Source organism: Providencia sp. PROV032, assembly GCF_028484875.1.
GTDB lineage: Bacteria > Pseudomonadota > Gammaproteobacteria > Enterobacterales > Enterobacteriaceae > Providencia > Providencia rettgeri_E.
Window position 1 is genome coordinate 261,042 of record NZ_JAMPSX010000005.1, and the last position, 22,510, is coordinate 283,551.

The following is a 22,510-nucleotide window of genomic DNA, read 5'->3' on the forward strand; positions in this document are numbered from 1 at the left end:
TTAATTCCTTTTTACTGGTATTTTCTAATTCGTCCAACAAAATAAGTCAGTATAAATGCGATACTTGCTCCCACTAACCAACTAAAAATGTATTGAAGATATTTTCCATCCGCAATCAGCGGTAATGCCGATAACCCTGCTGCACCGACACCATTTGCCGTGACATCTAATAAGACGATCATCATCCCCCCAAATCCTGCACCTATTGAACCGGTAATAAATGCAAAGCCTGCTGGGATGTTTACACCGAAGATAGTTGGCTCCCCTACCGCTAAAATACTCGTTGGAATAGCCCCTTTCGCAACCCGTTTCATCACCGGATCTTTGGTTAGCAATAAAACAGCAATTGCAGCTCCCACCATGCCAGAGTTACTCATTATTTGGATCGCAAATAATTGTGAGCTTCCTGTTGCTTGGATTAATTCAAGATGGATAGGTATGAGTCCTTGGTGTAAACCAAGTGAAATTAAGAACGGGAACAAAGACGATAGAATGAAGCCAGCCGCTAAACCGCCATGCTCTAAAATACCCGATAAAGAGCCTAAAATACCATTAGAAACAACCCCTGCCACAGGCATAATGCCGAATAACAAAAATGCAGCCATAATGATGATAGTTAAAGTTGGTGTTGCAATCACATCGATCATACTTGGAATATAGCGACGTAATCTCTTTTCTAGCCAGCAACTTACCCAAACCGCAAAAATAACCCCGATTAACCCGCCCTGTCCCGGCGTTAATCCTAAAATAGCAACTTGAGGTGCAATCGTTATTGCCCCTAAAATCCCCCCAAGAATTTCGGTTCCTTTAAACTCTTTAGCGGCAAAAATCCCCGTAAACACTGCCAATAAGCTGAATAAACCGTTAGCGATAACCCCCATAATGGTACTAATTTCTAACAACCCTTTTTGTTGCAAAATAACTTGGGCTGCCGACATATTTGCAGTCGCTTGAATTCCCTGAGTCAGCGCCTCTGCATGTGCAGAGTTAACAATAATATTGTTGATCCCCATTAATGTACCTGCGGCAATTAAACCGGGTAATAACGGGACAAAAATATTCGCAATACTTCTTAGCACCGCTTTAACGGGTGTCTTTTTCTTCGCCTTATTTCTGGCGATTTCTGCTTTAGCGAGGACATCACTTTCTGGTTGTTTATCCGTTAAGCCTGAACCTTCAATTTCGTGATTTGCAAGTAATTGATTAATCGCGTCAGCAATATTGTTACATTTGCCAGGGCCTACAATCACTTGTAATGTTTCATCACTCACAACGCCCAGTACACCGGGTAGTGCTTTTAAACTCGCAACATCAGCCTTTTCTTCATCTTTTAATGTCATTCTCACGCGTGTCATACAGTTTGTGACATGAATAAAATTTTCAGAACCGCCTGATAATTCTATAATTTTTTTTGATATTTTATCGAGATCCATAGAGCCTCTCTTAGGGCATAATTAGGTAAAATGCTTTGTTATATTGTTATAACATTTAGATTAATATATCATCAAAAATAGAAAACCCACACTTACATTATTGTTTTGTGATTTTCTTCTCACTTTTTATTTTGTCGAAATATGAGTAAAGGTTGAAAACGCCGATGACTATACAAAAAGAAAACTGGAAAACACTTGGAAATACACCGGATTATCGATTTTCTCTTGCTAACGAGAGAACATTCTTAGCGTGGATTCGAACAGCTTTGGCATTTTTAGCGGGAGCAATTGCTATTGAGCAATTGTTTCAGTCTATTGAATTTCCATGGATCAAATTGACCTTAACACTTCTACTCGCTTCATCCAGTGGGGTTATTGCAATCATGGCATTGTATCGTTGGAAGCAAAATGAAATTGCTATGCGCCAAGATAAACCGCTTCAGTACACATCGTTTTTGATCTTAATATCCTTACTTGTCACAGCTGCTACTGCTATCGCACTTCTACATCTTTTACTGTAAAAACACCATGCGAGATCCCGGATTACAGCCAGAGAGAACACAACAAGCTTGGAGCCGAACACTACTCGTTTTAGCTCTAAATATATTGCTGTTCCTTCGTTCAGGTTTACTTAATCACTCATTGCCAATGTTGATAGGGACTTTGGCGGGAGCGTTATTATTTTTAATGATTTGCTATAAAAGGCATACGAGCCCTAATTACCCCCAAAAAGGGTTAAAAATAAACAATTATTTCTTTCTGATTTTTACCTCTCTAATACTCTTTTTCATGTCTCTTATGCTAATTTTTAAGATTTTATCAACTTAATTATGAATTTTAACGCCAAGTTATCTTTGTATAGGTTGCTCATATTTTCGAGTTTCCCTGAATTTTTTACACTACACACTCGGATTATCGTACAATCCCTGATTATTTTTATAGGAATGAAGGGGAATAACGGGTGGATAAACGTTTTCTTCAATCAAATAAAGAAGCACGCTGGTCATTTTATTTGACTATCGCCTATCTCATTGGCTGGGTTATTAGTGCCTACCTCCCAGACAATACACGTGGAATTACAGGGCTACCATTGTGGTTTGAATGGTCTTGTCTCGTCTTACCCATCATTTTTATTTTGCTCTGCATTATGATGGTTAAACTGATTTTTAAAGACATCTCTCTGGAGGAGAATGATGCAGATTGAAGTTCTCCTGCCACTCGTCGGCTACCTAGCTCTCGTCTTTTTGCTATCCATTTATGCATATAAAAAACGAACAAAAGGCGAATTCTTAAATGAATACTTTTTAGGTAATCGTTCAATGGGTGGCTTTGTCCTTGCGATGACCATCACGGCGACTTATATCAGTGCGAGTTCATTTATTGGTGGGCCAGGTGCCGCCTATAAATATGGCCTAGGTTGGGTGCTATTGGCGATGATCCAGCTACCTGCGATTTGGCTTTCCCTTGGCGTGCTCGGTAAAAAATTTGCTATTTTGGCACGTCGCTATAATGCCGTTACACTTAACGATATGCTGTATGCGCGCTACCAAAGCCGGTTTTTAGTGTGGTTCGCCAGTGTAAGCCTGCTCATTGCCTTTTTTGGCGCCATGACGGTGCAATTTATTGGTGGGGCGCGCCTATTAGAAACCGCAGCAGGTATTCCATATACTTATGGGTTAATAATTTTTGGGGTATCCATCGCACTCTACACCGCAATTGGCGGGTTTAGAGCCAGTGTCCTAAATGATGCGCTGCAAGGGCTTGTAATGCTTTTAGGTACGGTGATCCTATTAGTCGCGATAATTTATCATGCAGGTGGTTTACCTGCCGCGATAGAAAAAATGCATAGCATAGACCCCAAATTGGTATCGCCTGAAGGTGCAGATGACATTTTAAGCGGGCCATTTTTAGCTTCGTTTTGGGTTTTGGTCTGTTTTGGGGTGATTGGTTTACCTCACACCGCGGTACGTTGTATCTCATATAAAGACAGTAAAGCGGTTCACCGCGGAATTATCTTAGGAACGATTGTCATGGCCATGCTGATGTTTGGCATGCACTTTGCGGGGGCACTCGGTCGCGCAATTTTACCTGACCTGACGATCCCAGACCAAGTGATCCCAACGTTGATGGTTCAAGTGCTACCACCTTTCGCAGCAGGGATTTTCCTAGCAGCACCAATGGCTGCGATCATGTCGACGATCAACGCACAACTACTGCAATCTTCGGCAACCATCGTAAAAGATATCTATCTGAATACCGTGCCAACACAAATCAAAAATGAAAAGCGTCTTGCGCGGATCTCTAGCCTTTCCACTTTGGTCTTAGGTGCATTGCTTTTAGTTGCAGCATGGAACCCGCCTCAGATGATTATCTGGCTCAATTTACTGGCTTTTGGGGGGTTAGAAGCTGTTTTCTTGTGGCCATTAGTCCTCGGGCTATATTGGGAAAAAGCCAATGGAACAGGCGCTATCAGTGGGATGGTCGTCGGAGGCGTCAGTTATGCCATACTGGCTAGCTTTAAAATTGAGATCATGGGCTTCCATGCCATCGTCCCCTCACTATTTTTTAGCCTTGTGGCTTTCTTAGTGGGTAACCTTTTCGGTAAAAATCCCGTACAATCGACGCCAATTGAGCAGGTAACTAGAACGCACTAACGCCTATTATAGGCAAGTGATTTTGCTTTACCTGATATAAACGAATAAATAGAGAAAAAATAATGCCTTGGATCCAAATTAAAATTAACTCCACTGCTCAACAGGCAGAAGCGCTTGGCGATGAACTGATAGAAACAGGGGCGGTATCCGTCACTTTTCAAGACAGCCACGACACGCCCGTTTTTGAGCCGCTCCCGGGGGAAACCCGCCTTTGGGGTGATACCGACGTCATTGGCCTATATGACGCAGAAACCGACATGAAACTTGTCGTTGCTCAACTGGAAAATAGCCCTCTATTGAGTGCAGGTTTTATCCATAAAATCGAACAATTAGAAGACAAAGATTGGGAAAGAGAATGGATGGATAATTTTCATCCAATGCGCTTTGGGGAACGTTTGTGGATCTGCCCAAGTTGGCGCGATGTGCCTGACCCGACCGCAGTCAATGTCATGTTAGATCCTGGCCTCGCTTTTGGTACTGGTACGCATCCAACGACGTCATTATGTCTTCAATGGTTAGACGGTCTTGATCTCGAAGGTAAAACCGTGATCGACTTTGGCTGTGGATCTGGAATTTTAGCGATCGCAGCCTTAAAATTAGGTGCCGCTCACGCGATTGGCATTGACATCGATCCTCAAGCTATCACGGCAAGCCGCGATAATGCGCAGCGTAACGGTGTTTCAGAGCGCTTATCCCTATACCTACCGCAAGACCAGCCTAATGACTTACAAGCTGATGTCGTGGTTGCTAACATCCTTGCTGGCCCATTGCGTGAGCTCTCTCCTATGATTAGCGTGCTACCCCGTCCGGGTGGGCTATTAGGACTTTCTGGCGTACTCGCCACTCAAGCAGAAGGAGTCGCTGATGCTTATCGTTCCACTTTTGAAATCGACCCTGTTGCTGAAAAAGAAGAGTGGTGCCGGATTACGGGTGTCAAGCATTTTTAGTGAGATTTTTATTAAAATTAGAGAATAATTTCTTTGAAAACAACGCCAGAATAGATTATCTTATAGCTCAAATATTGCTCAATAGCTGGTGATAATCTGTTCTGCACGAGATTTGAACAGCACAACAGTTATTTTAATAAATCGTTATAAGACTTACTTAACCATTTGTTAAATATAGCTAATTTCATAATTGCAAAGATGCAAGATAAAAAAATTAGTGATAAATAACCGTTTGCTCAAAGTTTGTCCTTTCATATCTCGTAAAAAATGCGTAATATACGCGCCCTTGCAGTCACAGTATGGCCCCCATTTAGTTATGCGAATCGGACAATATCAGCTGAGAAACTGTCTTATTGCTGCCCCCATGGCAGGCATTACAGATAAGCCCTTTAGGTCGCTCTGTTATGACATGGGTGCTGGGATGACAGTATCAGAGATGCTTTCTTCTAATCCTCAAGTTTGGAAGACCGACAAATCTAGACTCAGAATGGTTCATCGCGATGAACTTGGGGTTCGTTCCGTGCAAATAGCTGGCAATGATCCCGATGAAATGGCTGCCGCGGCTCAAATTAACGTTGAGAGTGGCGCTCAAATCATCGATATCAACATGGGCTGTCCAGCTAAAAAAGTGAATCGTAAGCTTGCAGGCTCTGCACTGCTACGCTACCCAGAAATCGTGAAATCGATTCTTGAAGGTGTCGTCAAAGCAGTGGATGTGCCTGTTACCCTTAAGATCCGCACAGGTTGGTCACCCGAAGAGCGAAACTGCATAGAGATTGCCAAATTGGCCGAAGATTGCGGCATTCAAGCTCTCACCATTCACGGCAGAACTAGAGCCTGTCTATTTAATGGGGAAGCTGAATACGACAACATTCGGGCAGTTAAGCAGACTGTTACCATTCCGGTTATTGCCAATGGCGACATTACTGACCCGCGAAAAGCCAGAGCTGTTTTAGACTACACAGGGGCGGATGCCTTGATGGTAGGCAGAGCGGCTCAGGGAAGACCCTGGATCTTCCGGGAAATCCAGCATTATCTGGACACAGGTGAAATATTACCACCAATGCCAATGGCAGAGGTTCAACGTATTATGCTAGCGCATGTACAGGAATTGCATGACTTTTATGGTCAAGGCAAAGGAGCCCGTATAGCGCGCAAACATGTTTCTTGGTACTTAAAAGAACATGCACCTGATGACCAGTTTCGGCGCTCATTCAACACCATTGAGGATGCCAGCGAACAGCTGGAGGTGTTGGAGGCATTTTTTGAAAATTTTTGCGTAAATAAAGATAAGAGCTGACAGAACTATGTTCGAACAACGCGTAAATTCTGACGTACTAACCGTTGCTACTGTAAATTCACAAGATCAAGTAACTCAAAAACCGTTACGTGACTCAGTTAAGCAAGCACTGAAGAACTATTTTGCTCAATTAAATAACCAAGATGTTAATGATTTATATGAGCTGGTATTGGCTGAAGTAGAACAGCCTTTGTTGGACATGGTTATGCAATATACCCGTGGAAACCAGACCCGTGCAGCCCTGATGATGGGTATCAACCGCGGTACTCTGCGTAAGAAACTGAAAAAATACGGCATGAACTAATCCTAGTCGGTTAATGCAGTGTTTTTGTGGGCCCTCACTGTGATGCAGTGAGGGCTTTTTGTTTGTAAAAATAATGGTGGGTTGCCAAGATAATGTGTTAAACCGTTTGTGGCGATAAATTAAACTGCTGGACCGCTTGCTGTAATTCTTGCGTTTGCTCCGCTAATGAACTGGCCGCTGTAGCTACTTGCTCAACTAAAGCTGCATTTTGCTGCGTAACACCGTCCATTTGTGTAATTGCGACCCCAACTTGGGCTATCCCTTTGCTCTGCTCTTCTGATGCTACCGTGATTTGTGCCATAATTGCAGTCACTTCATTAACTCCCTGTAAAATATGCTCCATTGTTTTCCCCATCTCATTCACCAGACCCGTTCCTTTTTGTACGCAAGTCCCTGAATCTGCGATAAGCCGTTCAATTTCCATCGCCGCTTCCGCACTGTGACTTGCTAACTTACGAACTTCCGCAGCAACCACCATAAAGCCGCGTCCATGCACACCCGCACGAGCGGCTTCGATGGAAGCATTGAGCGCCAAGATATTAGTTTGAAAACTAATATCGTTAATCATGTTGATGATATCAGCGATTTTCTGTGAGCTTTGGGAGATTTCAGTCATCGTAACGACAACAGAATCAACAATACGATTCCCTTTATTAGCCGCCACAAACGCTTCGCTGACAAGCTGATTGGCTTGAAGTGTATTTTCCATATTCAACTGAACTGCAGCTGTAATTTCTTCCATACTCGCCGCAGTCTCTTCTAAAGCAGCCGCCTGTTCTTCTGTTCGTGATGAAAGATCGCTATTACCATTTGAAATCTCATTCGCGCCTAAATAAATGTTTTCACTTCCTTGCCGGATTGAATTGACCGATTCACTTAAGTCTTTTCTCATCCCTTCAAGTATTGGAAACAATTTTCCTACACAACTATTTCCAAATGGCTGTACAGGATGGCTTAAATCGCCTTTGGCGATATCGACAAAATGCTGCCTTAATAAGCCTAGTGGTTTTTGCATCATCTCTGCCATATAGCGATCCGTAAAAATGAGCATGAAGATCCCTAATATTGCCGTGATGATCATGACCACTCGTGTAATATCCATCACATCATCAACATGATTTCGAGCTTGGCTAATCAACCCTTCTGCAGTTTGGTTGAATTTTTGAATGGATGCACCAAACGTTCGGCTCAATACGGGAGTGACATTATGAGCGTGAGATAAATATTTATTGATATCACTTTCCATACTCAGGGCTAATTGCGGTTTTACCCCATCATCAAGTAGTGCTTGCCAGCTATTAATGACCTGCTCTGCTATTTCAGGCGTCATTGGCCCAGGGGAAATCAATTTCATCTGCTCTAAATATTTTTCCATATTGGACATCGCCTCATGGACTGGACCATAGTCCACCGTTTTCCCTTCACTTTGGCTTTCCATTACTCGGGTTAACCGAGTGACAAAACGAAAATATTGATCATTTCCCTGACTGATCACCGTCATTTGCTGCACTAATTGTCTATCGATGTCATTTCCATCTGCGATACGTGATAGTGACCAACCACTGTATACATTCGTTCCCCCTAAGATCAGACACAAAATACTTAATAATATGAAGACCACAGTGCGGATTGAGTAATTTCGAAGTTTCTGCATAGAATTTCTCTTTCGGTGGGATAATATGAGGATATTTAACTTTATCGGCACTATAGAGAAATATTTTAACCACTGTATTTGCTTGGTTTTCACTCAAAATAAGTAAAAACACTTACATTTCAAAAGGGTTACTATTTGATCCTGGAAATCAGAGAATAGTAAAAATTTGAAATTAATATGAGGAATTTGAAGTAGATCGCTAAATGCAAACATCCAACCTGTAATGAAAAACATTTTTCCCGTTGGAAACAGTATGGTTAATGTACAAATATGGTCAAAGTACAAACATGGTTAAAGTGCAAATTTGGCTATTCGTTGGATAGGAAAAAAGGTACAGCGGATCCTCACTGTACCTTTGCAGTTACTTTACAGCCTATGTTTTGAAAAATTAACGGTATATCGGTAACAAATTAAACTGCGCTAACAATTGGCAAATAATGCCGACGACGCCAAAGGCGATAACGGCATAAATTAACCCTTTTCCGCCCCACACTTTAAATCTAGAATCAGGAAAGCGCTCTCTTACTTTTAATGCCATAACGGCAGGGCAAATAATCGCCCAGATACATGCAGCCATACCTGCATAAGCAATCGCAATAAGAAAACCATTTGGGAATAACATGCAAAGAATAAGAGGAGGTAAAAAACATAATAATGCCGATTTCATTCTTCCTGATGGGTTATCTTTAAAATTCAGTGAAGCAAGAATGTAATCAAATAACCCAATTGCGACACCTAAGAACGAACAAAATACAGCACTAATAGAGAACCACAGTAAGAATGTCGCAATATTTTTACTATTCAATACTGCATATAGTGATTCAATAAATGCATCTAAATTACCGCCTTTATTGATAATGGTTAAAAACTCTGCCCGCGGTAAATTTCCCATTGTTCCCATGATCCAAAGAAAATAAAGAACCAATGCCAATACACAACCGATAACACAGCTCTTAACAACCTTTCTTTCATTCTCATGATAAAGCTTATACAAGCTACAAACATTTCCATGATAACCAAAAGAAGTAATTGCATAAGGGATAATAATAAAGACAAAAGGTAGCAATGCTGTTTGTCCACCTTCAACGGGTGAAGTTAATAACAAATCTGTTTTTACAATAAAAAACAAACCGGAGAAAGCCAAAATAAATAACACTATTTTAATAAATAAAAATAATGATGTTAAACGACTGGCTCCAACACCGCTCCACCAGATACTTGCACCTAGAATTAATGTAAAGATAATAAAAATCAATCTTAAGTTAATATTGTATCCATAAATAGCAGCAGCTTCTTTAATAACTGAACCTGCTGCTGATATATAGGCATATATTAATATATAAAGGACAAATATTAATGCTATATTGGCAATGTAGCATGCCCATTTTGGTAATAATTCTTTAGAGATAAAAAAGTAATTCGTTCCTGCTCCATATTTTGATATACATTCTAAAATATAGATCCCCGAATGAAACATAAAAAAGCAAACAACTAACAAGATAACTACAGAGTTAATAAACCAAGCTCCAGCCATAATAGTAGGCAAGCTAAACATTCCCGCCCCGATCATAGCACCGCCTAGCACAAAACCCCCTACCATTATGGAGGGTTCTTTCTTGGCTGCCGAATTATTCATGGTGTTTACCCTAAGAATAAGGATGGGGTTCCCGCATTGCACGGGAACCATAAGAGCGACCTATTATTTAATTGGTTTTAATCTCGCAGTAAAGTGTCTTAATACTGGCGGCTCATATTCGAAATCCAGTCCTTTTAAGGTTGCAAATTTATCTTTTAAGCCAATCAGAGCATCTGCAATGTAATCCATATGGTCATTAGTATAAACCCGTCTCGCAATAGTTAACCGCATGAACTCCATATCTGCATGTTTTTGTTTACCCGTTTCAGGATCACGCCCTAATAAGAATGAACCAATTTCAACTGCACGAACACCTGATTCTAGATAAAGTGCGTTAATCACCGCTTGGGCAGGGAATTGATCCCCTGGGATATGTGGAACAAGTTTCTTACAGTCAACAAATACCGCATGCCCGCCTGTAGGATACTGAATTGAAATACCACCTTCACGTAAACGGTCACCTAAATATTTAACTTGGCCAATACGATAATGCAGATATTCTTCTCCAGCCCCTTCTTCAAGCCCCTGTACCATTGCTGCCATATCACGCCCCGCAAGACCACCATAAGTCACGAAACCTTCCATTGGTACGCAACGCTGTCTTGCTAAGGTAAAGATTTTTTCGTCATTTTTAATACTGACTAACCCGCCAATATTTAATAATGGGTCTTTCTTCGCTGACATGGTTAACGCATCAGCATATTTATACATATCAAGAATAATTTCTTTGATAGTAGAATTTTTATATTTAGGATCACGTTCTTTAATAAAATATGCATTTTCACAAAAACGAGCCGAGTCCATGACAACAAAGATATTATGTTGTTTAGCAATTTCATAAACTTCTTTTAGATTAGCCATAGATACTGGCTGGCCGCCCGCACTATTACAAGTCACTGTAGAAACGATAGCCACAACGTTTTCTGCACCATACTTTGCAATATTATCTTTTAATTTTTGGATATCAAAATTGCCTTTCCAATCATCATAAGTATCCGAGTCATAGGCTTTTTCGGTAACAATATTAATTGCCTTACAACCGTTTAATTCAACGTGTGCTGCGGTTGTATCAAAGTGGAAATTAGAAATAAATACCGGTTTTTTAGCACCGCCTTGTTCCTGTTTAACTTTCAACAATACAGGGAACAACATATTTTCAGCACCGCGACCTTGGTGAGCTGGAATGATATAATCATAGTCAAACATCTCTTTCACTTTATCTTTTAAATCATAATAGTTACGAGATCCTGCATATGCTTCATCACCAGTGATCATTGCTGCCCACTGGTGGTCACTCATCGCATTGGTGCCTGAGTCCGTTAATAAATCAATATAAACCGCACTACTTGGTAGTAAAAATGGGTTATATCCCGCTTCTTTTAGCGCTGCTTCGCGTTCTTCTCTTGATGGAATACGGATATTTTCTACCATTTTAATACGGAATGGTTCTACAATTCTTTTAGCCATGATAATACCTTTAATTTTTCATTAAATAATAAACATTAGAGATTTAACCTATAATTAAATAAGTTAAAAAAACTTTAAGGAAAGAAAAAAGAAAGGTTATTTATTTGGAAAGAAGAAGGCTAAGGAAATATCAATATTGAACCATTTCTTCATATAGAAGAAACACCTTAATATAAGTGATTCGTTTAACAAGAACATACTATGACTCCTATCAACGAGGAATTAGTACAACCGACTGCTATTATATATATAACAGTTGTATTACCAAAGTAATCACCATTGTCATAATATTGTACCTATATCACACTATTCTTGACATAGGCCAGAACAACTTGACTCAAATCACAGTATTAATCTCCATATTAAATTAAAAACTTAATATGATGAATTTTCGTTTAATCACGCAAATCAAGATACGCATAAATAACGTAATAAGATAATTAGACAGGTTAATTTCACTTAAATTAATTATAACTTAAGTGAGATGGGTAAAATATTTTTTATTTTACCCATTATTCAAACAATTAATAATTACTGAGCATCTTTACCATATTTAGGTGATCTAGGCCCATATAAGATACCATTAGGCTTACCTGCAGATAATAACCTGACACTTGTTATACCCGCAATTGCATAGCTTTTGTCTGTCATTGTATCTACGATTTGGTTAACAACCGCTGAGACTAATGCGCCAATAATACCATTTGAGGAAGAATTATTTTCAGCACTCGATGCCGTCGCGGAGCCGCTCCATAATAATGTCCCTGTTCTGGCATCAACCAATTTCGCATCCGCAGTGACACGAGTGTCACTAGAAATGACCTGATAACTTGTACCATATTCAGTAATATTCAAATAAAGGATTGCATCATTACCAAAAATTTCGCGCAACTTTGCAGGTGGAACAGCCTGAATATCGCCCGCATTTGTTATCCCATTTTGTTTAAATGTTTCTTCAACAACGGCAACAGGGAAGACATAGTAACCCGCCTCAGCTAAAGGAAGCATTGTCTGTGATAATAAGCCATGGCTGGCCTGTACTTCTGGTGAGCTATTTTGTGGTAACAACACCAGAATACTTTTGGGCTTACTTTGATTAAATGCCGTGTAATCAACTTTCGTTGGCTGAGCACACCCCGTTAATAACCATGTCATTATCAATCCACAGACTATAAGTAAATGTTTCATTTTACTCTTCCTTTATTCTTCATGAGAAAATCCATGTAAGCCGCAGACTCTGGATACAATGCTTTTTCTGCAGTAAATTCTTGCATTGCAAGATCAACCGCTCCAGTTGTTGAATACAATAACCCTAAATGCGCATGCAGCCCCGGTGGCGTTGCCAAACCATTTGCTTTACTCATTTCCAAATTCTTTTTCAAAGCTTGAATTTGTTCTTGAGGGCTAGTTTCTGTTTGTTGGTAATATTGGTAAACCGTTGTTTGATAACCGTCCCAGTGATATAGCGGTTTTGGTTCATTAGCACAGCCATTTAATAAAATGGTACCTGCTAAAATAGCCAATAATTTAATTTTCATCTTATTCCCTTATTTAGCTGGCTGCCATGCACCACTTTCAATGCCAGAAACTAAGTTATTTACAGCTTCCCTAATTGCTAAATCTAATACTTTGCCATTTAACGTCGAGTCATAACTGGCTGTGCCACCAAAACCAATCACTTCTCTATTTGATAATTCATATTCACCAGCACCTTGTGAAGAAAATACCACTTCAGATGTTTGAACATTAACAACGTTTAAATTAACTTTGGCATAAGCGACTTGTGATTTACCGCGACCTAAAATGCCAAATAACTGGCGATCTCCAACTTCTTTTCGCCCAAATTCAGTCACATCACCAGTAATCACATAAGTTGCACCTTTTAACTGTTGTGACTGACCTTTAATTCCAGCTTCTTCTTTAAGTTCTTGCATATTTGCACGGTCTAATACATTAAAACGCCCCGTTTGCTGCAAATGTGTCATCAAAATAGTTTTAGATTGATTACCTAAGCGATCAACACCATCAGAGAAAATGCCATTCATATAACTAGAACGATTATCAAATTTCCCTATTGATATTGGGCTTTTAGGACCTGAATATTGAGTGTTATATGTTGCAACTTTTTCTACGGCTAAGGAGCGAGAGGATTCTTTAGCACAACCAGTTAATAATGCACTTGCAATAAAGATTGATGCAATGCTGATTTTAGATATATTCATTTAGCTATCTCAATTAAAAGAAAATTAGAATTAGAATTAATTTTTGCATTGTTATTTTGCATTAAATGAAAAACCGAATCTAGTCAATATTACTTATTTTTTATCTTATATTTAGTTTTACTTTCAATTACTATAGTATTCATAAAGTAACTAAGGTTTACTAAAGTGGTTTTCCAAAACAAAATCAACCGTTTGATTAATATTGATAGATTTAGAGTGAATAATTTAATTAGTAATCTTTAGTGATGATATCTAATATGGCCACGTATAATTAGTAATATATAGTATTAACTGTATTTCTTGGATTCTAATTATAATTTCCTAATTAGCGGTTATATTTCCATATAATAAGTTAAAGTTGTCTATTTTTTAACTGTTTTTCAATGTGACATTAGAAATAGGCCTTTCTCACCTTACATATGCAGATTTACTGCAAACTATATCCATTTCCTGCATTAATTTAACCTTTACTTAACATTAAGCATTGTACTTTACCTTAGAAACGTTGAGTGTAACTAAGTCACCTTGGACTCAAGAAATAGGCTTGTAATTAAAAAAAACAAACCCTCACCATAAGAGAGTTAACCATGACAATGCAAACAATCGCAGTGAAATCATTTGGTTCTACAAAAACAACATCAAAAGTTTTACTCATTTGTTGGATGAGTATTTTATTTGAAGGTTATGATGTCGGTGTTATGGGGGCCGTTTTACCTACACTTGCTGAATATAAACAGTGGAATTTATCCCCTCTAGAGCTAGGTGCTTTAAGTAGCTATGCGCTTGTTGGGATGTTCTTCGGCGCGTTTATCATCGGTACTTTGAGTGAATTGTATGGTCGTCGCCGCATGTTACTCACTTGTGTTACCTTATTTTCATTGACCATGTTAGGCGCAGCATTCGCACCAACGCCTTGGCTTTTTGGTTTAATGCGTTTTATTGGCGGTATTGGTTTAGGAGGTGTTATTCCTGTTGCAGCGGCACTCACAATTGAATATTCCCCAACAGAAAAACGCTCTTTTAACTATGGGATTATGTATTCAGGATATTCATTAGGTATATTAAGTGCCGCGCTCGTCGCAATGTGGTTATTAGAACACTTTGGTTGGCGTAGTGTGATTGCATTTGGAGCATTACCTCTATTACTTATTTGGCCAATGGCGCGTATTCTGCCTGAGTCATTAGAATATTTGACACACAAGGGCTTACACTCTGAAGCTCAAGCTCTCGCTAAAAAACTCGACATTGATTACCAATCATCTTCAGAATATGTGCAACATAAATCACAAAGTATTAAAGAGATTGTAGCAGTCGTATTTGCTTGGCGTCATTTGCGTGCCACCGCTTGCTTCTGGGTTGCATTATTCTGTGGGATGCTATTAGTTTATGGTCTAAATACTTGGCTGCCATCTATTATGCGAAAAGAAGGTTATAACCTTGGTTCTAGCTTAACATTTTTAATTGTGTTCAGTTTGGCTTCCGCATTAGGCGGATTATTTCTCGGAAAAATTGCAGATAAATATGGTGTACGTAATTCTGTCGCATTTTTCTTTTTACTGGGCGCAATCGGTGTGGGTTGCTTGATATTCAAGCAAAATATCTATATGAATTACGTTCTCGTAGCTTTTGCAGGTGTTGGAAGTATTTCCGCCGCGCTCATATTAACGGGTTATATTGCCAATTATTATCCATCAAATGCACGTGCTTCCGCAACAGGTTGGGCCCTCAGTTTTTCTCGAATCGGCGCAATGACAGGCCCTATGTTTGGTGCTTATATTGCTAGCCTAGGGATTGCTACTAGCTGGAATTTTATTGCTTTTGCTATCGTTGCCGTCATCGCAGCTACGGCTGTTATTTTGTTACCTAAACAACGCGCACTATAATGACAAAAAAGGATAGGGTTTTCCCTATCCTTCTTGAATGAGAATGTGCTAAATCACCATTACCTATCAATGCAAAGATTGATAAGAAACTTGCGCTCCCTTAGTCAGTTTACTTTCATTCGAATATGTGCTTTCTATTTCAATTAAGGATTGGTCCGCCATATTGTATATTTTGTTATACAAAGGAAACTGAGGACGATAACGGATCTCTTTCGTGGCAAAATCCATCATTAAATATTGTTGCGAACCTCTAACTATATTAGAAACAATTAAACCTTGATTGCCGACTTCTAAGCTGTTCATGTGGTTATAACCGCTTTCTGCCATCACCTCAAAATTACCATTAGTATGAAATTGCATCAAAGAAAATAAGCGACGTGAGGGCTCTTGAGCAACTACAAAAATATCACCATTACGATTTTGTGCTGATTCATTGATCCTGACAGGCAGCCATTTACTGCTAATAACCTGTTTTGTTGGGATATCCATAATAACTTCTAGAGATCCCATTTGGTTGCCATAGCTATACCACATCACTATTTTATCTCGATATGTTGCATACGAAAAATTTGAATTTCCTTCAATTTCTTCAGGATATAATGACTTGGCTAAATCTCGAACATTGATAAAATGTTCCCATGTCATTCCTTTATCAGCACTGATAAAAATATTTTCATTATCCGCAACAACATAGAAAGGAGAGCTTTTAGATAAGTAGATTTTTCCCATAATCAACGTTGAAAATAGCTTGCCAGTTTTTTTACTCCAAGGTGTAAATTCACTCACTGAAAAATCAGTTAAGTTAATTTTTTGATAGCCATCACTGAACATCATTAAACATTGTTTTCTTTCACAAACCGCATTATAGAAACTTTGATCGCTATGAGTAATAAAATGCACGCCATTATTATCTGCAAATAAAATCTGGTTATCATATTCGCTTGAAGGCATATAAGTATTATAAGAAGAGTAATAATAATTAGAACGGCCACTTTTTTTAGCTACAACTAACATCCCATTTTCTGCTGGAAATGTTGTTGCAAAATCATAACTACCAATCGGGAAGCTATTTTCATTGTGGTTTTTCCACTGCCAATCAACTGTACCAGTACGAATAAAAATAATAAAAGTGAAAGCGAGACTTAGTGCAAACACCAAAGCCAAAAAGAGAAAACGTTTACTCAAAAATGGGTTCATGAGCGCACCTCCGTCACATAATCCGTTTGGCCATTTTTACGGCGTAGATGCTTCAAAATATATTGCGCTTGATAATACCCATTGCCACGCTGAGATAGTTTAAAATATATCGCCACGCACAAAGCAATAAGAAAGCTGATACCGAATAAAATCGTGACTGCGAAACTGGTAAATAGCACACCTGTATCCACAATATTAACCCAGTCCCAATAATCCCAATATCCGCCTTTCTCCAGGGTTTCGGAAATTGATAACCCTCCGGCCATAAAGACAAAGAACATTAAAAGTAAGCAAGTGAACCCCCACAGCCCGAAATAAAAGCCTCTTTCTTGAGGAGCCCCCTTACCAATCAAGCTATAGGCAAGCCCGTCTTGATGATTGTAAATACCAAAAATTACCTGCTCTTTTGAATGCGCTTGGATATTTTTATGAAAAACCTCAAGTTCGTCACCTTGAGCAATAAAGAGATTATGGTTGTTAAATAACGGCTCATTGGCTGAAACCAGAACATCCATATGGCTTTTATTAATCTGCAAGCCAATATGATTGAGCTTTTGTTCTGTATCCCCTCTTGCAACGGTTAAGCTAAGGGTTGAGGTAATATTAACCGTCCCACGAGTGACGAATAAAGACGTTTTATCACAGTAATTATCGACTGATTGACGTAATTTATGGGCTTTAGCTTTCGAGTTTTTAATTCCTGGAATGTTAATTATCTGCTCTTGTTCGCTTTTTTGGTATTGCCCATCAATAACCAAATCCAATGCCTTTAAAATTTGCTTTCGTTTTGGACTTAAAATATATTTGGTTTCGGCCAATGCAAGGCCAAACAGAACGATCCCGCCGAAAGCTGCTAAACCTAGAATTGCCACTAGGATGATCATTAAAAAACTATCTTCTGCATTAATAAAGCAATAGTACACCGCAGGAATTAGCATCATTAACAACAATGAAACTAAATATTGTATTCCTAATTTTCGAGTAAAACTGACTGTTCTGTCGGGCTCTAAACGACCATGTTTTTCATGACAAACCCATTGCACCCAATAGCTTCCATCATTCATCTCTTCTGCACAAATTACCAAGGGGTCTCCTTGCTGTATGCGCTCTAAAAAAATTTGGCTATTTGAAAAATCATCCTGATTAAAGAAAAATACTTTTTCGGAGGCGATCAATCTTACCATTCCCATTGGGCTGACATTTTGATAATCACATTGAGTAAGACTGACATGGAAATATTGAACTCGCATGAGTAAATGCCTATTTCACTAAGAAAATTTAACATTATGATAATAAATAAAGGTATATAGCCCTAGTAAAACTTACCTTATAATAAAATAATTCAGATAATGATTAACACCATTGAACAGTTATCTAATGATAGTTTAATTGTTAGAAATAGGTGTCTCCTACTAGCAAAGACAGTAATTACTGATAAACTTGCACCTAATACAAAAGTTTGTGAGTGAAACGTGGCAATAAAACAATTTTACCACTCCTTCCTTTAACAATAATTTTGAATAACAGCGATGACATCACAACCTGCATATAAGCAAATTCAGTCTTACATTTTACGCAGTATTGATTTAGGAATTTTTAAGCCTGGAACTCAAATACCCACAGAACTTGAGCTGTGCGCTCAGTTTAATGTAAGCCGTATGACGGTGAATAAGGCCATTTCCGAGTTAAGCCAAAAAGGGATCTTGAATCGTATTGCAGGAAAAGGCACATTTGTTGCCACGCTAAAACATGAACTCCCTGTTACAAAAGCATTTGATATTTTTGATGAAATTTCAACAAGCGGTAATAAATATAGCGGTCACCAATTACAACTGAAAATTATTTCGGCATCAGCAGAAATCGCACTACAGCTAGGAATTAGTGAAGGAAGTGATGTGGGTTACTGTAAAGTTCTACATTTTGAAAATGATATTCCTTTAATGTTAGAAGAACGCTATGTTAATCATGCCATTGTGCCTGATTTTGTTAAGCAAAAATATGGTGACACTGAAACGCCGAGCGGTTATCTACAACGCCATTTTCCTGTCAGTGAAATGGAGCATACAATAGAAGCAGCGCTAGCCACAAAATCCATAGCTCAGTCCTTATCAATTAAAGAAAACTCACCTTGTCTACAACTTAGCCGCCGTACTTGGACAGGCAGTATTCTAATTAGCTACGTTAATATGATCACTGCTGGATCTCGTTACAAATTAAAATTACATTCGCGAATTGAGAGTTAATGCAAAAATAAAAAAATGGGGCAAAATTGCCCCAAAGCGACTGATAAAACAAAAAATATCAAGCACAACTACATCACAACAAATTCGTTTTACATTCCCTGATAAATAGGGCCTTCGCCTCCTTGAGGGGCTGTCCAAGTGATATTCTGTAACGGGTCTTTAATATCACAAGCCTTACAGTGCAGGCAGTTTTGCGCATTAATTTGCAGTTTTTCTTCGCTTTTGTCCCCTACAATTTCATACACTCCTGCAGGGCAATAACGCGTTTCGGGCGCAGCATATTTAATTAAATTAACTTGGATAGGGACATTAATATCCGCCAGTTTTAAATGGCAGGGTTGTTCCTCTTCATGATTCGTATTCGATAAAAATACGGAAGAAGGCTTATCAAAAATTAATTTACCATCAGGTTTTGGGTAATTTATTGGCGAAAAATTTCGTGCTTCTTTTATTCCTTCATGGTCTGCGTGTTTTAACTTTAAAGTCCACGGACTACGGCCTTTTAATAACAGTTGTTCTGCACCAAATAACATCGATCCAATCACTAACCCTTTTTTCATATAGGGTTTAAAATTGCGTGTTTGATAAAGTTCTTGATATAGCCAGCTCTCTTCAAATAGCTGGCGAAATTGCTTTTTAAATTGTAAATAATCAATCATTCCATTCTGGTTAGCATTGAACCAGGCTTCTGCTGCTAATAACCCACTTTTCACAGCACAGTGTGTACCTTTAATTCGAGCCGCATTAAGAAAACCGGCATCATCACCGATTAATGCGCCACCGGGAAAGCTCAATTCAGGTAATGCGGCCAGTCCACCAGCAACCATCGTTCTAGCGCCATAGCTAATACGCTCCCCCCCTGATAAAAAAGCACTAAACTCAGGGTGGGTCTTTAAACGCTGAAACTCATCAAATGGTGATAAATAAGGGTTTTCATAATTTAATCCGACCACCAAACCCACTGCGACTAAGTTATCTCCATAGTGATAAGCAAAACCGCCACCGTAGGTGTGATTATCTAAGGGCCAACCAACAGAATGTACAACAAGCCCAGCTTGATGCTGCTCTTTTGGAATTTGCCAAATCTCTTTGATGCCCAAACCATAGGTTTGTTTACCGCTCTCTGCGGCTAAATTAAAATGGTTTATTAATTGTTTACCGAGCTGACCACGGCACCCTTCCGCAAAAAAGGTCATTTTTGCCAGTAAATTCATACCCGGTTGGTACATCGCTGTTGGGTTGCCTGATTTATCCAGCCCCATGTCTCCAGTGGTGATACCTATTACTTGGTTTTTATCATCAAACAGCACGTCAGTGGCAGCAAATCCGGCAAAAACATCAACACCTAATCTTTCAGCCTCAAGGGCAAGTGCGGCACTTATCTGTCCTAAGCTGCCAATGAGATTGCCATTATTTTTCAAACAGCTTGGCAATAAGGATAGGGGTAAATGGCTCGCTTTATTTTCTTTTAACCATAAAAAACGATCCTGGTTTACAGGGGTTAAAGAAGCTGACACCTTTTGTTGCCAATCTGGCAGCAATTCATCAAGCGCCCGAGGGTCTATTACCGCGCCAGATAAAATGTGAGCACCTATCTGCGCACCTTTATCAATTAAACAAACTGATATCTCTGTGCCTTTTTCTGCGGCTAGCTGTTTTAAGCGTATTGCTGCAGATAACCCAGCAGGCCCGCCACCGACAATCAGGACATCGAACTCCATCGATTCCCGCTCGGGGGCCTCGTTTATCTTATCAATATTGTCGATAGCCATTTGTCCACCTCTTACGCTAATGCTTTGTCAAATTCAGGTAAGATCTCAAATAGATCACCAACAATGCCATAATCTGCGACTTGGAAAATCGGTGCCTCAGGATCACTATTAATAGCAACGATCACTTTACTTTCCTTCATACCAGCAACATGTTGAATTGCTCCGGAAATCCCTACTGCGATATATAAATCTGGGGCGACAATTTTCCCTGTTTGCCCTACTTGGTAGTCATTTGGAACAAAACCGGCATCTACCGCAGCACGAGAAGCCCCCACCGCAGCACCAAGTTTGTCAGCTATCGTTTCCAATAACGCAAAATTGTCACCTGAACTCAAACCTCTTCCCCCTGAAATAACCACTTTTGCAGAACTCAATTCCGCACGGCTTACTTGAGTTAGAGATTGGCTTTTTAACTGCGTAGGTTGAGGTAAATCCGCTACCGTTAATGTGTCAATTTCAGCAGGAGCTTGCGTTTCATATCCCCCCGAAAATGCCGAACTACGCACTGTAATGACCACCTGCTGGCCATTATTTTGTACTGTTGCTAACGCATTTCCTGCATAAATAGGCCTAATAAAGGTTTGAGGATCAATAATTTGGGTAATATCTGAAATTTGGGCAACCCCTAACGTTGCAGCTACTCGTGGAGCAATGTTTTTACCAAATGTCGTCGCTGGAAACAGTAAATGGGTATACTCTTTTGCGATACTTGCCACTGCATGGCCCATCGGCTCTGCAAGTTGGTTTTTAAGGTTATCTGATTGTATTTCTAGGACTTTACTCACGCCCTGTATACTTGCAGCTGACTGAGAGACCTGTTCAGTCTCACTTCCTGCAACTAATAAGTGCAAATGACCACCAGCTGTGAGAAGTTGCTTTGCAGCGTTAATACTATGATAAGTAGGTGTTTTTATTGTTTGATTATCATGCTCGACAACCACTAATACCGATATTTGGCTCATAGATATTTTCCTCGATTAGATCACTTCTTTCGCTTGTAATGCACTAACTAGCTCTGTCGCGCTGCTTAACAATGTGCATTGCCCCGCTCGTTTTTTAGGTTCTGAGACACTCAGCGTTTTAATTTGCCCTAATGGCGTAAAATCCATCTCAGCAATATCGATAATATCTAACGTTTTTTTCTTAGCTTTCATGATATTAGGCAAAGTAGCATAACGAGGTTCATTGAGTCGCAAGTCCGTTGTGATAACCGCAGGTAATGGCATCTCTAACGTTTCTAAGCCACCATCAATTTCCCTAGTCACTTGCAGTAATTGGCCTTCAAGCTTCACTTGTGAGGCAAATGTTGCCTGCGGATAATCCAATAATGCACTAAGCATTTGGCCGATTTGATTACAGTCATCATCAATCGCTTGTTTGCCTAATAAAATAAGATCCGGCTGTTCCTTTTCCACGATTTGTTGAAGTAAACGGGCAATATCCAGTGGTTCTAAAGTTAACTCTTCCGGCTTTTGGACTAAAACCCCGCGATCTGCCCCAATCGCCATCGCACTGCGTAATGTATCTTGATAACCAATATCACCAACGGAAACCGCAATAACTTCTGTCGCTTTTCCCGCCTCTTTTAAACGCACAGCTTCTTCGACGGCGATTTCATCAAAGGGGTTGATGGCCATTTTGACATTTGCCAGCTCAACGCCTGAGCCATCGGATTTCACTCTTATTTTGACGTTATGGTCTATCACTCGCTTCACTGCGACTATAATTTTCATAGCAACTCCTATCCCAATTCTTCCGCGATTGGTGGGTATGGTAATGTTCTAAAATCGTTTTTTAG

22 protein-coding genes are annotated in these 22,510 nt (G+C 39.5%); 9 read left to right on the plus strand and 13 right to left on the minus strand.

All coding sequences use genetic code 11. The features are described 5' to 3' along the window. Nucleotides 1-11 precede the first annotated feature (11 nt). Nucleotides 12-1,433, minus strand: coding sequence for a PTS transporter subunit EIIC (locus tag PSF42_RS06250; RefSeq protein ID WP_248467072.1), 1,422 nt, complete (start codon nucleotides 1,431-1,433; stop codon nucleotides 12-14). Nucleotides 1,434-1,597: 164 nt separating this feature from the next. Between PSF42_RS06250 and PSF42_RS06255 the strand changes: the two genes are divergently transcribed. The 7 genes from PSF42_RS06255 to fis all read left to right on the plus strand — a co-directional run bounded on the left by PSF42_RS06255 (nucleotide 1,598) and on the right by fis (nucleotide 6,638). After that, complete coding sequence (locus PSF42_RS06255) at nucleotides 1,598-1,954, plus strand: YidH family protein (protein WP_125890453.1); 357 nt, start codon at nucleotides 1,598-1,600, stop codon at nucleotides 1,952-1,954. A 7-nt stretch (nucleotides 1,955-1,961) separates the two neighbouring features. Further along, complete coding sequence (locus PSF42_RS06260; protein ID WP_125890454.1) at nucleotides 1,962-2,261, plus strand: DUF202 domain-containing protein; 300 nt, start codon at nucleotides 1,962-1,964, stop codon at nucleotides 2,259-2,261. Between the two features lie 133 nt (nucleotides 2,262-2,394). Further along, nucleotides 2,395-2,637, plus strand: a complete 243-nt coding sequence (locus PSF42_RS06265) for a YhdT family protein (RefSeq protein WP_125890455.1) — start codon at nucleotides 2,395-2,397, stop codon at nucleotides 2,635-2,637. Next, a complete protein-coding gene (gene panF, locus PSF42_RS06270) occupies nucleotides 2,627-4,087 on the plus strand; it encodes a sodium/pantothenate symporter (RefSeq protein ID WP_125890720.1) in 1,461 nt (486 codons plus the stop codon). The genes PSF42_RS06265 and panF overlap by 11 nt, the downstream gene beginning before the upstream one ends. A gap of 62 nt (nucleotides 4,088-4,149) precedes the next feature. After that, on the plus strand, nucleotides 4,150-5,034 hold the full coding sequence (gene prmA / locus PSF42_RS06275) for a 50S ribosomal protein L11 methyltransferase (RefSeq protein WP_272679637.1): 885 nt from the start codon (nucleotides 4,150-4,152) through the stop codon (nucleotides 5,032-5,034). Nucleotides 5,035-5,350: 316 nt separating this feature from the next. Continuing rightward, complete coding sequence (gene dusB, locus PSF42_RS06280; protein WP_125890457.1) at nucleotides 5,351-6,334, plus strand: tRNA dihydrouridine synthase DusB; 984 nt, start codon at nucleotides 5,351-5,353, stop codon at nucleotides 6,332-6,334. Between the two features lie 7 nt (nucleotides 6,335-6,341). Beyond that, nucleotides 6,342-6,638, plus strand: coding sequence for a DNA-binding transcriptional regulator Fis (gene fis, locus PSF42_RS06285; protein WP_004258438.1), 297 nt, complete (start codon nucleotides 6,342-6,344; stop codon nucleotides 6,636-6,638). A gap of 97 nt (nucleotides 6,639-6,735) precedes the next feature. Here fis and PSF42_RS06290 read toward each other — a convergent pair whose 3' ends face one another. The 7 genes from PSF42_RS06290 to PSF42_RS06315 all read right to left on the minus strand — a co-directional run bounded on the left by PSF42_RS06290 (nucleotide 6,736) and on the right by PSF42_RS06315 (nucleotide 13,617). After that, nucleotides 6,736-8,292 (minus strand): methyl-accepting chemotaxis protein, encoded by a 1,557-nt coding sequence (locus PSF42_RS06290; protein ID WP_272679638.1) that lies wholly within the window; start codon nucleotides 8,290-8,292, stop codon nucleotides 6,736-6,738. Between the two features lie 388 nt (nucleotides 8,293-8,680). Then, nucleotides 8,681-9,928, minus strand: a complete 1,248-nt coding sequence (locus tag PSF42_RS06295; RefSeq protein WP_125890459.1) for an aromatic amino acid transporter — start codon at nucleotides 9,926-9,928, stop codon at nucleotides 8,681-8,683. Nucleotides 9,929-9,991: 63 nt separating this feature from the next. After that, the gene (locus PSF42_RS06300) at nucleotides 9,992-11,395 is read right to left on the minus strand and encodes a tryptophanase (RefSeq protein WP_125890460.1); all 1,404 of its coding nucleotides are present in this window, start codon (nucleotides 11,393-11,395) and stop codon (nucleotides 9,992-9,994) included. A 96-nt stretch (nucleotides 11,396-11,491) separates the two neighbouring features. Further along, on the minus strand, nucleotides 11,492-11,593 hold the full coding sequence (gene tnaC, locus PSF42_RS20805) for a tryptophanase leader peptide (RefSeq protein ID WP_125890461.1): 102 nt from the start codon (nucleotides 11,591-11,593) through the stop codon (nucleotides 11,492-11,494). Nucleotides 11,594-11,926: 333 nt separating this feature from the next. Next, a complete protein-coding gene (locus tag PSF42_RS06305; protein ID WP_213914283.1) occupies nucleotides 11,927-12,583 on the minus strand; it encodes a DUF799 domain-containing protein in 657 nt (218 codons plus the stop codon). After that, nucleotides 12,580-12,933, minus strand: coding sequence for a DUF4810 domain-containing protein (locus PSF42_RS06310; RefSeq protein WP_272679639.1), 354 nt, complete (start codon nucleotides 12,931-12,933; stop codon nucleotides 12,580-12,582). Before PSF42_RS06310 ends, PSF42_RS06305 begins: the two co-directional genes overlap by 4 nt. 9 nt (nucleotides 12,934-12,942) lie before the next feature. Next, nucleotides 12,943-13,617 carry a CsgG/HfaB family protein gene (locus PSF42_RS06315; RefSeq protein WP_102137964.1) on the minus strand — a complete coding sequence of 225 codons (675 nt, stop codon included), beginning with the start codon at nucleotides 13,615-13,617 and terminating at the stop codon, nucleotides 12,943-12,945. 587 nt (nucleotides 13,618-14,204) lie between these two features. On the opposite strand from PSF42_RS06315, the gene PSF42_RS06320 reads away from it, so the two are divergent. Next, nucleotides 14,205-15,500, plus strand: coding sequence for an MFS transporter (locus PSF42_RS06320; RefSeq protein ID WP_125890464.1), 1,296 nt, complete (start codon nucleotides 14,205-14,207; stop codon nucleotides 15,498-15,500). A gap of 66 nt (nucleotides 15,501-15,566) precedes the next feature. On the opposite strand, the gene PSF42_RS06325 is transcribed toward PSF42_RS06320, so the two are convergent. Both PSF42_RS06325 and PSF42_RS06330 read right to left on the minus strand, forming a co-directional pair. Further along, nucleotides 15,567-16,697 (minus strand): hypothetical protein, encoded by a 1,131-nt coding sequence (locus tag PSF42_RS06325; protein ID WP_213914281.1) that lies wholly within the window; start codon nucleotides 16,695-16,697, stop codon nucleotides 15,567-15,569. Continuing rightward, nucleotides 16,694-17,947 carry a hypothetical protein gene (locus PSF42_RS06330; RefSeq protein ID WP_272679640.1) on the minus strand — a complete coding sequence of 418 codons (1,254 nt, stop codon included), beginning with the start codon at nucleotides 17,945-17,947 and terminating at the stop codon, nucleotides 16,694-16,696. The genes PSF42_RS06325 and PSF42_RS06330 overlap by 4 nt, the downstream gene beginning before the upstream one ends. Nucleotides 17,948-18,226: 279 nt before the next feature. On the opposite strand from PSF42_RS06330, the gene PSF42_RS06335 reads away from it, so the two are divergent. After that, nucleotides 18,227-18,940 (plus strand): UTRA domain-containing protein, encoded by a 714-nt coding sequence (locus tag PSF42_RS06335; protein WP_125890466.1) that lies wholly within the window; start codon nucleotides 18,227-18,229, stop codon nucleotides 18,938-18,940. 89 nt (nucleotides 18,941-19,029) lie between these two features. Here the strand turns inward: PSF42_RS06335 and PSF42_RS06340 are convergent, their stop codons facing one another. Genes PSF42_RS06340 through PSF42_RS06350 form a run of 3 tightly spaced genes read right to left on the minus strand, consistent with a single transcriptional unit; the run spans nucleotide 19,030 to nucleotide 22,445 of the window. Continuing rightward, on the minus strand, nucleotides 19,030-20,712 hold the full coding sequence (locus PSF42_RS06340; RefSeq protein ID WP_272679641.1) for an electron transfer flavoprotein-ubiquinone oxidoreductase: 1,683 nt from the start codon (nucleotides 20,710-20,712) through the stop codon (nucleotides 19,030-19,032). Nucleotides 20,713-20,723: 11 nt separating this feature from the next. Beyond that, nucleotides 20,724-21,674, minus strand: a complete 951-nt coding sequence (locus tag PSF42_RS06345) for an electron transfer flavoprotein subunit alpha/FixB family protein (RefSeq protein WP_272679642.1) — start codon at nucleotides 21,672-21,674, stop codon at nucleotides 20,724-20,726. A 15-nt stretch (nucleotides 21,675-21,689) separates the two neighbouring features. Beyond that, complete coding sequence (locus PSF42_RS06350) at nucleotides 21,690-22,445, minus strand: electron transfer flavoprotein subunit beta/FixA family protein (protein ID WP_213914278.1); 756 nt, start codon at nucleotides 22,443-22,445, stop codon at nucleotides 21,690-21,692. Between the last annotated feature and the right edge of the window lie 65 nt (nucleotides 22,446-22,510).